At 43.2% G+C, this 14,111-nt stretch carries 13 protein-coding genes and 1 tRNA gene; 3 read left to right on the top strand and 11 right to left on the bottom strand.

Going from position 1 to position 14,111, the window contains the following annotated elements:
• The first annotated feature begins 125 nt into the window (after positions 1-125).
• Positions 126-1,298 (top strand): alpha/beta hydrolase, encoded by a 1,173-nt coding sequence (locus A8C56_RS14885; protein WP_169818787.1) that lies wholly within the window; start codon positions 126-128, stop codon positions 1,296-1,298.
• Positions 1,299-1,359: 61 nt separating this feature from the next.
• Here A8C56_RS14885 and A8C56_RS14880 read toward each other — a convergent pair whose 3' ends face one another.
• The 11 genes from A8C56_RS14880 to A8C56_RS14830 all read right to left on the bottom strand — a co-directional run bounded on the left by A8C56_RS14880 (position 1,360) and on the right by A8C56_RS14830 (position 11,417).
• A complete protein-coding gene (locus tag A8C56_RS14880) occupies positions 1,360-1,803 on the bottom strand; it encodes a YybH family protein (RefSeq protein ID WP_067757609.1) in 444 nt (147 codons plus the stop codon).
• An 18-nt stretch (positions 1,804-1,821) separates the two neighbouring features.
• Entirely contained in the window at positions 1,822-3,090 is a 1,269-nt protein-coding gene (locus tag A8C56_RS14875; RefSeq protein WP_169818786.1) for a hypothetical protein, read from the bottom strand.
• Positions 3,091-3,608: 518 nt separating this feature from the next.
• Entirely contained in the window at positions 3,609-4,583 is a 975-nt protein-coding gene (locus tag A8C56_RS14870) for a peptidase associated/transthyretin-like domain-containing protein (protein WP_067757603.1), read from the bottom strand.
• Between the two features lie 175 nt (positions 4,584-4,758).
• Positions 4,759-5,535, bottom strand: a complete 777-nt coding sequence (locus A8C56_RS14865) for a LolA-like protein (protein ID WP_157097999.1) — start codon at positions 5,533-5,535, stop codon at positions 4,759-4,761.
• Positions 5,525-6,499: a c-type cytochrome gene (locus A8C56_RS14860; protein ID WP_067757599.1), complete on the bottom strand. Its 975-nt coding sequence runs from the start codon at positions 6,497-6,499 to the stop codon at positions 5,525-5,527. Before A8C56_RS14860 ends, A8C56_RS14865 begins: the two co-directional genes overlap by 11 nt.
• A gap of 134 nt (positions 6,500-6,633) precedes the next feature.
• On the bottom strand, positions 6,634-7,059 hold the full coding sequence (locus A8C56_RS14855) for a DUF4345 domain-containing protein (RefSeq protein WP_067757598.1): 426 nt from the start codon (positions 7,057-7,059) through the stop codon (positions 6,634-6,636).
• 104 nt (positions 7,060-7,163) lie between these two features.
• On the bottom strand, positions 7,164-7,523 hold the full coding sequence (locus A8C56_RS14850) for a hypothetical protein (RefSeq protein WP_067757596.1): 360 nt from the start codon (positions 7,521-7,523) through the stop codon (positions 7,164-7,166).
• 493 nt (positions 7,524-8,016) lie between these two features.
• Positions 8,017-8,757: a LytR/AlgR family response regulator transcription factor gene (locus tag A8C56_RS14845; RefSeq protein ID WP_067757593.1), complete on the bottom strand. Its 741-nt coding sequence runs from the start codon at positions 8,755-8,757 to the stop codon at positions 8,017-8,019.
• A gap of 3 nt (positions 8,758-8,760) precedes the next feature.
• Positions 8,761-9,837, bottom strand: a complete 1,077-nt coding sequence (locus tag A8C56_RS14840) for a sensor histidine kinase (protein ID WP_067757591.1) — start codon at positions 9,835-9,837, stop codon at positions 8,761-8,763.
• A gap of 122 nt (positions 9,838-9,959) precedes the next feature.
• Positions 9,960-11,228: an IS1182 family transposase gene (locus tag A8C56_RS14835; RefSeq protein ID WP_067757588.1), complete on the bottom strand. Its 1,269-nt coding sequence runs from the start codon at positions 11,226-11,228 to the stop codon at positions 9,960-9,962.
• A gap of 117 nt (positions 11,229-11,345) precedes the next feature.
• Positions 11,346-11,417: transfer RNA gene (locus tag A8C56_RS14830), tRNA-Glu, on the bottom strand.
• Positions 11,418-11,605: 188 nt separating this feature from the next.
• On the opposite strand from A8C56_RS14830, the gene gap reads away from it, so the two are divergent.
• A complete protein-coding gene (gene gap / locus A8C56_RS14825) occupies positions 11,606-12,619 on the top strand; it encodes a type I glyceraldehyde-3-phosphate dehydrogenase (protein ID WP_067757585.1) in 1,014 nt (337 codons plus the stop codon).
• A gap of 185 nt (positions 12,620-12,804) precedes the next feature.
• Entirely contained in the window at positions 12,805-14,001 is a 1,197-nt protein-coding gene (locus tag A8C56_RS14820; RefSeq protein WP_067757582.1) for a phosphoglycerate kinase, read from the top strand.
• The last annotated feature ends 110 nt before the right edge of the window (positions 14,002-14,111 follow it).

Raw genomic sequence — 14,111 nt, 5'->3', positions numbered from 1 at the left:
CTGAAAATGAAGCGGCCTTTTCGATACCGGTTAATAATTGGACTCCCGAAAGAACCATTACTTTATCCGAATCTGCCAACTTTTTAAATAAAAGAATGGACGAGCTGACAGATGGCTATTACAGGATGATTGCCATTTTAGACACCAATATTTATGAAAGAAGAAAGTTGGCGGTTGGTAATTTATATACCAGAAAAGAAGAAGTGGCAAAAGTAGAAAAAGGGAAGAAGACAACTGTCAATCTGGTATTGAATTCTGCTATGGAAGAACAGCCATTTAAAGAAAATGATTCTACTAAAATGGTTAAATTTCTATCGCCATCGCTGACCTCCTCAAAAAATAAAAATACGTACATAGTAGCCGGCCTATACTTACCGCCATCTTATCATAAATATAAAAACCGCACTTATCCTGTCATTTTTATTAACCCGGGTTGGGGTGGAACTCATTATAATGCCATGCACATTAAAGCGCGTGAGATTTATGGCGTGGGTTTAGGTGAAGAAAAGATATATGTTTTTTTAAATCCTGAAGCCCAAACGCCCTATGGCTTGCATGCCTTTATAGATTCGAGAGTAAACGGAGCCTGGGGAACAGCGCTGGTAAATGAATTTATTCCTTATTTAGTGGCCAATTACAGGGTGGATAAAAATCCTAAACTTCATTTTTTAACCGGGCAAAGCAGTGGCGGCTATGGCTCGCTATGGCTGGCATTACATTTCCCTTCAAAATTTGGCGGCACATGGGTTACTTCTCCTGACCCTATAGATTTCAGTAATTTTACAGGGGTAAATTTATATAAGGATAAAAATTTCTTTTTCGATAACGAAGGGAAGGAAAGAGGATTTATGAAAGTAAACGGCCAATACAAGTCCACGATAAAAAAAGTTATTCAGTTAGAAAGATTTGAAGGTGACGGGGGGCAACAGCAATCTTTTGAAGCAGCATTTGGAATTCCCGATGCGCATGGAAGACCCATTCCATTAATGGATACTCAAACAGGAATCATTAATCCTGCTGTTGTAAAAGCATGGAAAGATTATGATATGGCTTTATATACACTTGCTCATGCCAAAGAACTTAAAAAATTAGCCGGTCCGGTTTACATTTATGTTGGCGGCAACGACAATTTTTCTTTAAACGAAGCTGCTAATGCTTATAAAGCCAAAACAGAAAAATTAGGGTTAAATATAAAAGTGATAGTAGTACCGGAAGCCGATCATTTCTCGGTGAGAAATGTAAATATGTCCAAACAAATGCAAAGAGAAATAGACGCAATTATAAAAAGCGTTCAGTAATCTTTATAGACTTGCTTCCCGGCCGGGGTGACATTTCAGCCTTGTGTGTTGGCTAAAAATATCAATCCATTACCAGCTTCCATACCCCGTTTATTTTTTTCCATACCGAATTGTAAAGCCCTTTAGTTGTTTTATCCCTTCCCTGGCTGTCTTTTATGGTCATGGTGTACCAACCGTAGGTATAACCCAAATCCCCGCTTGCCGCCACCTCAATTTTTTCGGCTTTCCAGGTGATGGTAAAAGGCGGCCTTGTGCCATCAGGATATTTGCGTACGTTTTCTTTGATAAATGCCATGTCGTGCAACACAGTATCGCCGCTGTCAAACAGCGCGATGTCGTCAGCCGCCACATCCAGCATGGCGGGATAAAATCCTTTTTGCGCGGAAGCATCGGAAAACGCCTGCTCTACGGCCTGCAATTCCTGCTTTAGACTTTCGGCGCTGCTGTTTTTTAAAGCCTGATGGCAAGAAATTGTCAACAGGCAGATGATGGATATGTGTTTCATTCTCTTGTCAGTTATAATTTAGTACGTCCTTCTTACCCGGAAAGTACCAACAACATGCCGGGCGGTAACGTCGCAATTCTTAATATTATATAGTGTTCCCTCAAATGTTCCCTGCACTATTCCTCCGCCGCTTTCGCCAAAAGTTTCAAAAACAACAGCACCTTCTCCAATAACATGCTTATAGGTATCGCACTCCGTGTAATCACTCCGATACGTTACAAGATTATCAGTGCCGGAAAAGGTGGATTTTTTAGGATCGTCCAGCTTGCCAAAACTGTATTTGCCAAGCTTTGTCCCGTTAGTATGAAAAGCTATTTCACTTTCCACTGCCGTGGCTGTAAAAATAGCATGGCCGTCAAATACGCCTAAAGCGAAAAACATACCCGTGTACTTTTTACCGCCTATCGTCCAGGTTACATACTCTTCCGGTAAGATGGTCAGTGTTCTTCTTACAATCATCAGCCCGCCATTACCCGGCCGTTTAGGGTCAGATCGCTTCACTACATTTTTTACGGTTACCTCAATCATCACCTCCGTCTTTTGATTGGTATCCGGCGCCTTGTATTTGATTTTGGGGTTCTTCCCGCCTGAAATGGTACCACCCCCGTACACGATCTTCCATTCCACAATTTGTTCCGGCTTCAGCGATGAAGGAGCCAATACACCGTCGCCCTGCTTGTCGTTTTCTGTATATTCGTCCAGTACAAAAGCTTCCAGGTCTATTTCTTCATTAGCGCCTATTTCCGCTTTGGGCGAATGAATAGCGATATCCCGAAAAACGCCCCAGTCGCTAAAGTGTGTAGCAGCTACTTTTATGGTTTTGTTTGCCTTGTCTAGTGTACAGTCCATTACTTTGTGCCACAGCCCGTCGCTGCTTTGGTAACAGGGGTAGAGATAATCTTCGCTGCTGCCGGCAATATCGGCATCGGTATAACGGAAGGTAATCTCCACCGGTTTTTTCAGGTTGATGCCTTCCGGCAATATCCTGAAAAGGCGCCCGGTGCTTACTGCCGCGTTCGGCGTTACTTCCTGTATGGAAAATTCGGTATCCGCGTCCACCGCCCCGGCAGGCACCTGTAGGGAAATGTATTGGTCGGGCATGGCGATGACTCCTCCGCCCGCGCCAATGGTAGCTTTGGTAGGCGTGCCCATTACCTGGCCGGGCGGGGTTCTTATAGGTTCGGCAGGTTTGCCGGGCGTGTGTGTATCGCTCTTTTTACAGGAGATGCCTAAAACAATCAGTCCTGCAAGAAGAAAAAATTTTATAAAGCGTTTTTGAGTATTCATAATCATTATTTGTTTAAAAATGGAGTGTATTAAAACAAGGGGGCATAAAAGTTTTTCGTACCGTCATGCCGACTGTAAGGAGGCATCTCCTGAATATATGAGGAGATTTCTCGCTGCGCCGCCAATGACGTATTTGCTAACACGTTAAAATCAAATTCATATATAAACTATATTTTGCCACCTTTTTTTTGTGAGTTTTTTTATGGCCCCCAAAAAGAGGCTGTATCAAAAGGATTGTCAGCCTTGAGACATAAATAACCGTAGGTCAAGTTCTTTGAATGACAAGTTTTTCTTTTTCCACTTTTTTGCTTGCCCAAAAAAGTAGAGCAAAAAAGGGCAGCCGGAAATTGTCGCCAGCTATTTCCGGCGGGAATTACTATCAGCGCTCTGCTTGGCAAATCATCTGTGAATATTTGCTTACGCCTGATTTCCTTTTGCCGCGAATAATGCCAACTCTGTTCTCCGCAATTACTCACTACTGACTACTCATATTTAACTTAACAGTATTCATCTTTTGTTTATAATTTCAAACCAATCTCCAGCGCGTCCCAGTTACCTTTGAAAGAGGGCACCATCACCGGCGTATATTGATGATTGGGGGTGAAGGTTACTGTAGAGGTACCCACCGCGTTATCCGGCTTAAGCCCGAGATGTTCATATACATTGGCTTTGGTGCCGATTGCCCTCATTTTTAATTTGCGCCCATCACTCATTTTAGCGTTAATGGTATATTTTCCTACCGGTATATTATGAATATTGAATGTGTTCATATTGCCGATTTTTTTCCTAATCTTAAATGATTTGCTTTCTCCGTAAAGCCCTATACCAACGGGTATCAGCTCTATTTCAATCACCCCGTTTTCAGGCAGGTATTCCGGAATTTGTGGGTCTCCGGCATAATTAATATTGAAGTTGAACGACAGCGCCCCGCCATAATAATTGCTTTCATTATTCGGTTGCTGCGCCACTTCATCCGGGTTTGCCGGGCCATAGGACAGCAACACAAAGTTTTTGACAACGCCGCTACCGGAAGGGAAAGCAGTAGTGCCACCAACAGGGTACAGTGCCATCACCGCCGGGGTTTCATTATATGTTACCGTAACAGCTGTGCCAAAGAAATAAGCAGCCCCTGTTGGAATGGTAAACTCGTAATATCCGTTGTCATCAGTAAGCCCGCTTCCGTTGGAATAAAACCCGCCGGTGAGCGAGGACGATACCCCCACATGGGCGCCTTTCAAAGGCTTGCCGCTTAAATCGGCCACATAACCCCTGGCTGTGCCGCCTTTGGCAGATAAGGATGGGAAAACCGGCATTCTCGGTATGGTGTTTCCCATTACATTGACGTAATATTCACTGCCCGACATCGAAAATGTTGCCTGCCCCTGCACCACAGGCAACGCCGGTTGCGCTCCCCAGCCTTGCGCCTGGCTTTCTTCTGAATTTTTGGAGCAACCAATAAATAATAAGGCTGCTATTAATAAGTTTTTGTTCACGATTATATTTTTTTAAAAATTTCTGATATCATATTACGGCGCTATGCGCCAAGCATTTTCGCTAAAAGACCTCACTCCCAGAGGCTGTCCGAAAAGGTCAATTTAGAAGATATGCCACAAAGGCTCAAAGTACCTCACCCCCGATTTTTCGTACGCCATCCTGTCCGATGCCTGTTCATTCCTGTGCCCAATGAAACGTACCATACTTTTCAGGGTCAAATAATGCTTCTGAAAGTTGTCGGTCGAAAGAAAAATTAACAAACCGCACTTCGCCGGTTTGCCTTTTGTTAACAAACTCTTTTGTTGCTACGGGCTGCCATACTTCACCTTGTCTTTTTATTTCATAGTGAGAGTAGAGGACATTGCCAGTGCCCCCTTCAAAAAAACGCACCGGGTATAAATATTCCGCATCATACCATACCTGTGCATGGTACCGGTCTTCCAGCGTAGTAGCACCTATAACATATACTGTTCTACCTTCCCAGATGCCTTTTGCCTGTTTCGTAAAATCAATTTTGCTATAGGCAAGTACTTTCTTTAGCCCCTCAATATCATCCCAATAAATTTCGCCCAGCATATAATCCGAAAAATAGCGGCGTGCATGCCCCTGCCCATTGCCATCCTTCCTGTGGTAGCGAAAATACCAGGTACTATCGCCTTTTAAAATCCTGCTATTACCATTATTCGGGCTGCGGTCATCTATGCGGGTATACAACGGGAAAAGGTAAGCGTAATAGTGAGTAGAGCTGTCTGTGCGGCCATAACGGCGTGATACTATTTTTTTGATGTAGCTCATATTCTTTGGCCATTTGCCGGCGTAGCGCTGCTGTATTTTTTCTAAGGAGATAACGGTACCGGATTGCCCGTTGGCATGTGCAGCAAAAAGGCAGGTGAACATGATGAAGCAGCTCAACCGGTACCGGAATGAAGAATGTATAGCTCTATTGTTCATAATTTCTTATTTGAACGGGTGATACTTTTGGTTTTACAGTTTTCAGATAGGCGTAGATGGCCTGCAGGTCTTCCCGGCTCATGCCTGCATACATTGTCCAGGGCATGGGTGAATTAAGATCTCCTTTCGACAATGTCTTAGGATGATAACCACTATCGGCATACCCTTTGAATCGGTTTACAAAAAGTTCCTCCGTCCAGGCACCTATTCCCGTTTCGCGGTGCATGGTAATATTCGGCGCACGGATGATACCTGCGGGCTGGCGAAATTCCATACCGCCGCCAAACTCACTGCCGGGAACAATCTTCCCTTTTTCCTGCCTGCTATGACAGTCTACACAGCCGGCGGCATTAACTAAATAAGCCCCGTATCGAACGGTATCGCTCACTGGCGGTCTTGTTTGGTGTGTGGCTGGCGTTGGAGATAATTTGTTCAGCAGGCTTACAGGGAAATCCAGTTCGGTTTCAGGAACATCATTAGGTATAGACCGCAAGGTTCGTAAATAAGCGATGATGTTATAAACATCTTCTTTATCCATCTGCCCAAAACGATGATAGCCCATTACCGGAAATAGCGCCCGACCGTTTTTGCTCACACCACTGGTTATTGCACGATAGATTTCGCCATCCGTCCAGGAAGATAGTTGATAGGGTGTAAGATTAGTAGAATAGATATTACCGGGAAAACCGGCCTCTGAACCAAACTTTTCTCCACCAATTCCTTCTTTATCCTTCGAAACCGGACCGCTAAATAAAGTCCAATCGCGCTGGCTATGGCAGTCCATACATACTGCAACATTTGTCGCTAAGTATTTTCCCCTTTCAATGCTGCTACTATCCATGCTAACTTTTATGTCAGGAGCGGCTCCTACATCAGGTTTAGCGAAATTGATGTACAGGCCACTGCTTAAAACCAACAGAATAACAATGCCGATAATCAGGCCTGAAACTTTTAATAATTTCATTCGTTTATTTTTTAATTTTTCCCAGTGGTCTCATGGAACGCCCTATATACATCCCCCTGTTTATGGAAAAATTATTTTAACATGGGCGTTTCATTTATTTAATATTTTTTATTGTTGTCACAAAAAGGGCAAGCTTATACATTAGCAAAACGAGTTATCTTTATTTTCAAAACATATCTACGTAACAGGTACAATACCCAACTCAGCAGGCCAAAGGTTAGCTCGATTTTCAACCAGGTATTTCCAAATGCTCCCAAAGGCCCGTCAATATATATGGTGAGCAATCTGCAAACAGCATACATTAGCCAAAAAGCCGTAAAGAAAAGCAAGCCGTGTTGCAGATTTCGGATGGATATAATTAAGGCTACACCTATCAAAAAGAAGCCCACACCACCATATACACCGCGTATGGAACTCAGGGCGTCATTATTATTTAGTTCGACTTCCACAAATTTCATTACAGCTCCGGGATTTGCCCAGGCTAAAATGGAGATATATAACACGCTTAGTGAAAATATTCCTATGCAGATACAACTGATAATGGTTACTGATTTTTTCATGTTTGATTTTTGTTTTCATTCTGTTATTGCCAGACTATAGTTTTCATCAATTCACCAACCGACACCCATGCGCATTGCCTGTTAGCTTGATTTTTATGATTTATTTAATTTTTACAATACCCTTGTTGTGCACCGGCTTTTTTTACAGCGGATACCCGGCATTCGCTGATGCGCAATATGCCTGCGATGAAGGCTATATCATCCGCATTAGCTGCTTTAGCAAGGCGGCTTAATCTTTTAATCATGGCCGGGTTCGTCTTTAACCTGTAGCCGTTCATTACAATTTCAAGGAGTTGCTTGTGCTGCTCATCGTACAAACGGATGATGGTGTAGGGATTGGTGCGCGGGCCGGTTTCGGTAACCCAGGAGTTGTTTTTTTTTTCTTTGCAAGGAGCTTGGGACGCGGCTTTCAGGCCACCCGCGAACAGTATTAGCGTGCAAGCGATAATAAAAATACTTTTCATAATCTATTATTTTATTTTTTTAAAAAAAAGTGTGCGACTTACTCTTTTTCACTGATAAAATGCAAGATTGGCGCTATTTCAACACCCATACAAACAGCAGCGATGTATATAAGCTTTCATCGTTATATGCAGGGTTTTATTGACGAATGCGGGTTATAAAAAGCACATATTTTATAAAAAGAAGACTCGCCCGGAATCGTAAACCCGCTTTTAATCAAGAAGCTGATCAGCGAAAAAGGCTGGACAATCAATAACGACCAGTACACGGCCATATGTGGCGCACTGCCGGTAATACCGATTGGATATCCATAGCCTTGCCTGGGCAGGCAGGGCTTCCGATAAACCGGACTTCGTTTAAAATAAAATCCGTTTCGTATAATATTTTGCCACGAAGAAAATCAAACCCTGAAGACCAAGGCTTTGTGCCTTTGAATCTTAGTCGCATATCTTTAGACCGAACCTTTTAGCCGGCTTCAATATTATGTATCATTACCTATAATATTTCTGTTCCGGGATTGAACTTCTCAGCGCAAACCTGCTTGTAATTGCGCCCGATGGGGATTACATTTCCGGCAACGAGAAGGTGATTGGGATGATACCCTTCCATTTTATTTAAGGGAATAATAAACGAACGGTGAATGCGCATAAATTCACCGGTTGGCAGCAGTTTTTCTGTTACGCTTATCTTTTGCTTTGTCTGGAATATCTTATCCTTTGTAACCACTTTAATATAATCCTTTATACTCTCGATCCATAAAATATCTCTTGTGTTCACTTTTATTAAGCGCCGTTCTATGCGCAGGTATAAGAAATGGTCGGGTGCCTGTTGCGCCGGGGCTTCCGCGTCCTGCTGTGCCGCCCCTCTTTTACCGTCGCCGTTAAGAAAGTGCATCACTTTATCAATAGCCTGGAGAAAGCGTTTCAGTGGAATGGGTTTTAGCAGGTAGTCAATCGCATTAAGATCAAACCCTTCTATGGCGTACTCCTGGTAAGCAGTAGTGAAAATAATCAGCGGCGGCGTTTTCAGGCTGCGCACCAGGTCGGTACCCAAAAGACGGGGCATTTTAATATCGAGGAATACGAGGTCAATGTTATTATGCTGAATGGTTTGAAAAGCTTCTATGGCGTTACTACAGGTTCCCACAATTTCTATTTCGGGAATATGCGCAGCGTACCTTCTTATAATCTCCATGGCATGAGGCTCATCATCCACTATCAGTGTGCGTATCTTCATCTCTTATTTTTTATTGTTTGAAGACAGTTGAACATTCAGTTCGGCAATGAAGCAGTCGCTCTCATCAAAATACCGGAACGAATGTTTGCCGGGATATAACAGCTCTAACCGTTTGCGTAAATTAAGCAACCCTATCTCCCCGTTAACCTTTTGGCCGGAACTGTTTGTATCCGGCTGTTCGGGTTTGCTGTTAGAAATCTTGAAAGCCAGGTTGTCTCCGGTAACATATAATTCAATATTGATCCACGGCATATCGGTGGTTTCCGCAGCTCCATGTTTAAAGGCGTTCTCAACAAGAGGAAGCATCAGCAGCGGCGCTATTTTCGCATTGCCTACCTGGTCATTGATGTTTACATTCAGCTCCAGCCGGTCTTCATAACGAAGCTTTTCCAGTTCAATATAGTCGTTCAGCACTTCAATGTCCCGTTTCAGCAATACCCGTTCTGCCGTGCACTCGTAAAGCACATACCGCAGTATATTGGAGAGGCCCAGGATAATGCCGGGCGTTTGGGGTGCGTTGTCCAAAGAAAGCGCGTACAGGTTATTCAGCGAGTTGAAGAGAAAATGAGGGTGCAATTGCCCTTTTAAAAAGTTAAGCTCGGCCTGTAGCACCGCTTGTTTTCGCTCGTTCCATAAGATGAAAAACCTGAGTGTTACGCAAATCCACACCACTGTGTTGGTGCGTTCAATGGCGTTGGCAAAATCCAGCGGGCGCAACAACTGCTTAAACCATGATTGGTTCATTTCGGGCCAATCCACTTTTATATGCCGGGTTGTGTAATAATGAAAAATGTAGGGGTTGGATATGAAAATTTCATCCAGCCTGTACAGTACCGCAATCACAGGTAACAACAGCAGCAACAGCAAAAAAGTTTTAACGTATTTGTCACGGAAGAAGAACCGTGGCAGCACCCAATAGGTAATAAGGTAGAAATAGAACATGTGCACGGGCAGCAGCATCAGGATTACTTTTGCGCCCAGTTCATAGCTGTCATAAGCCGTTCCGTAAATAACTGACAGCAGGCCAAAAGAAAGCAGCCAATAGAACCAATGTTTTAATATTGGGTATTTTATTGTCAAATAAGTAGCCTTTTATGTAACTACAAAGTTAGGTTTGGTTCTTTATACTTCTTTTGTTAGCAGACGTATGACGGTTTTTGTCGACGAACGCTGTATTGTTTTGCTTAAATGGCCTTTAACCATCAATTATTACATTCGTAGACTTTTACCTCTGATCTGTAACCTGTGCGTTTATGCGTTTGTTGGTGTTTGCCTTTAAAAATAAGCAGCTGCTTATTGGGGCAGCTATAAGTGTCTGTGAGTATATCATAAACAAAGTTGTCCCTCAGAAAAGAATTTTGCTGATACGCTTTGGTTTGTTCTTTATGATACAGCGGGAACTTCATATAGTTGGCTATTTCATTTTGTTGTAGCAGTTCATAATTCTGCTCGGTACCAAAGATGCTGTCGGCGATAATCCTGTCAGGTTTGCAAGGTTGTTGGTTGGCTATGGTGTGCAGGTGATCATTAAAGCAGGCTCCATCATTGGTCGATTGATGAACGCTCACGCCGGTAATAAACTGATCCTCGCTACCTGCCCGTACGTTGTAGGCCGGCAGTACTTCTGCCTTATTTTTCATCATCATGGCTGTGGCATCGGTATCGGTTTTATTGTAACCACTACGGTTACCGGCTTTGTGAATCTGATTGTTATACTTTTTTATCTTGCCTTTAGCATCTTTTAACTTCTTTTTCAGTGTGGTGGCCCTGCGTCGTTTGCTCTTTACAACAGTATTGCGGATGACATCGTTGAGGGTAGCTACTTTTTGGGCTATTGCTTCCCGGCTCACGGTAACGGCTTGTTCATGCTCTTCCAGATCAGCTTGCCCATAGGCTTTATCTTCCTGCTGGTTCAGCTCATCTATTTGCTTAAACAACTCCTGACATTTTTCTATAGCCTTCAGACCATACCGCTCTGCATTTTTCTTCCATACCATTTTGTGTTGATTGGCATCTGCACGCAATGTTGTTCCATCACAAAAATAATTTTCCAGTTTAATATACTGATGAGCTACCAAAAACTCCAACAGCTCTTTAAACAATGCTTCTATTACCTGTTTGGCTTTGCTGCTGCGAAAGTTATTAATAGTACGAAAATCAGGACGGCTCATAGCTGAAAGCCACATAAAATGAATGTCATGGTTCAGGGCTTTAGCTATTTTGCGGCCCGTATAGATCTTAACGCAATAAGCATACAATAATACTTTTAGCAACATCCGGGAATGATAGCTACTGGTGCCGCCACCCTTGTACAAATTAATTAAATCGCTGATATCCATTAACTCAACTACCTCATTAACCACTCGCACCAGGTGACCTTTGCCAATTAACTCTTCCAAATATGGAGGCAGCAATAAATTTTGTTGGGGACTATATTGCTTAAATACTACAGAAGTTTTTACTTTAGCCATTGTAATTTTTGTGTGGTAACTAAAATTACAACTCAGCCCTTTTCTCACAAAGAAAAGGGCTGACCAAAAAGGTCAGCCCCAATTTCTGTTAGTTTTTCCGACTATGGAAAAAGTTTGTACCGCGTACGGGAATCGAACCCGTGATTCATCCGTGAAAGGGATGCGTCTTAACCCCTTGACCAACGCGGCATACCCGTTTTTTGGGAGTGCAAAGATAATTGTACGCTATCTTTTCGCCAAATAAATTTTAAAAAATAATTTGTTTTTAATAAAAATCCCGGAAAAATTGAAATTCTTTAATATGTATTCCATACAAAATACTGTAACTTTACGCCTCCAAAAAAAGTTCTTACTTAACTAAATTTATTTACACAACTATGAGTACAGTAAAAGTAGCCATTAACGGCTTCGGAAGAATTGGCCGTTTGGCTTATCGTCAAATCTACAATCAACAGGGTATCGATGTTGTTGCCATCAATGATTTGACAAGCCCAAAAGTATTAGCGCACCTGTTAAAATATGACTCCGCCCAGGGAGGCTTTCATCAAGATGTTAAAAGCACCGAAAACTCAATCATCGTAGATGGTCATGAAGTAAAAATATATGCACAAAAAGATCCTTCCCAAATTCCCTGGAAAGATCATGATGTAGATGTTGTGCTGGAATGCACTGGTTTCTTTACCGATAAAGCAAAAGCAGAAGCACATTTAACAGCTGGTGCAAAAAGAGTGGTTATTTCTGCTCCCGCAACCGGCGACCTGAAAACCGTTGTATTCAATGTGAACCACAATATCCTGGATGGCAGCGAAACAGTGATCAGCTGTGCTTCCTGTACAACCAACTGTCTGGCGCCAATGGCAAAAGTACTGGATGACACATTTGGCATCGAACTGGGTATTATGACTACCATTCACGCTTATACCAATGATCAGAATACTTTGGATGCTCCGCATGCAAAAGGCGATCTGAGAAGGGCAAGAGCCGCCGCAGCTAATATCGTACCCAACAGCACCGGTGCTGCAAAGGCAATCGGATTGGTACTGCCCAACTTAAAAGGTAAACTGGATGGAAGTGCACAGCGGGTTCCTACCATCACCGGTTCTATTACCGAGCTGAATGTTATCCTGAAAAAAGCAACCACAGCCGAGGAGATCAATGCAGCAATGAAAGCAGCTGCCAATGAAAGCTTTGGTTATAATGAAGATGAGATCGTGAGCAGCGATGTGATCGGCACGCACTATGGCTCTTTATTTGACGCCACATTAACAAAAGTAATGAACGTAGGAGACAAGCACATTGTACGTACTGTTTCCTGGTATGATAATGAAATGAGCTACGTATCTCAGCTGGTACGTACAGTAGACTACTTTGCTAAACTGATCAGCAAGTAATCCGGTAATAAAGAACTAAGGCGGAACACCTCGTTCCGCTTTTTCTTTTTATTGGACGGGCTGCAGTACAGAGGGCATCCTTGTTGCTACGCTCAGTTGTACTGCTGTGCATGTGGCATCCATTTGATTCAAGCTCATCCCGATAGCCATCGGGACTCAAATCTGAAACCTCAAATTCTTTAATAATGTCAAAATTTTCAGATCATAATTTCAAAGACCAGAAAGCGCTGATACGCGTAGATTTCAATGTGCCGCTGAACGATAAGATGGAGATCACTTCCGACGCACGTATGAAAGCGGCAGTACCTACCATTCAAAAGATATTGAAAGATGGAGGTAAAGTAATTCTAATGAGCCATCTGGGCCGCCCTAAAAACGGGCCGGAAGATAAATTCTCTTTAAAGCACCTGGTAAACCATCTTAGTGAGTTATTAGGTGGTACCACGGTACTGTTTGCCAATGATTGTATAGGGGAGCAGGCTTACTTAACAGCAGATATGCTGCGCCCCGGTGAAGTGCTGCTGTTGGAAAACCTGCGCTTCTATAAAGAAGAGGAAAAAGGTGATGAAGCTTTTGCCGAAAAATTAAGCAAGCTGGGCGATGTATATGTGAACGACGCCTTTGGAACAGCGCATCGTGCGCATGCTTCAACCGCTGTTATTGCAAAATTTTTCCCGGCAGATAAAAAGATGTTCGGCCTGCTGATGGAAAATGAGGTAAACAGCGCGCAAAGGGTATTGAACCAAAGTGAAAAACCCTTTACCGCCATCCTGGGCGGGGCAAAGGTTTCCGATAAGATCCTGATCATTGAGAACCTGATGGAAAAAGCAACCGACATTATCATTGGCGGCGGCATGGCGTATACATTCTATAAAGCAATGGGCGGCAAAATAGGCGCTTCCCTCTGCGAGGAAGACCGTTTGGATACTGCCGGGGAAATTCTTGAAAAAGCAAAAATAAAAGGTGTCAATATCCATTTACCCGGCGATAGCATTATTGCCGACAGGTTTGCTGAGGATGCAGATGTTTCTGAAGCGTTAAGCAATAATATTCCGGATGGCTGGATGGGGCTGGATATTGCCGGCGAGGCAAGGGCCCAGTTCAGCAACGTCATCAAAAACTCAAAAACCATTTTATGGAATGGGCCTATGGGCGTTTTTGAAATGGCTCAATTCCAGGCCGGCACTAAAGCCATTGCGGAAGCGGTTGCTGAAGCCACGCAAAACGGTGCTTTCTCACTGGTCGGCGGCGGCGATAGCGTATCAGCAGTAAATAAATTCGGATTTGCTGATAAAGTAAGCTATGTTTCTACCGGTGGTGGCGCCATGCTGGAATTTTTTGAAGGAAAAGTTTTACCAGGTATTGCTGCAATCCAGGAGTAATTAAGGAAAGATCCGGAAAATAATTAAAGCATGCAGTCAAAAGGGCTTCATGCTTTTTTATTTGCGCCCGTGGAAAGAGCACCCTTCTGCAAACTCAGCGCCGCCAGCGG

Source organism: Niabella ginsenosidivorans (genome assembly GCF_001654455.1).
Taxonomy (GTDB): Bacteria; Bacteroidota; Bacteroidia; order Chitinophagales; family Chitinophagaceae; genus Niabella; species Niabella ginsenosidivorans.
Note: the sequence above shows the minus strand (reverse complement) of the source record. Positions and strands in the feature narration are given on the sequence as shown.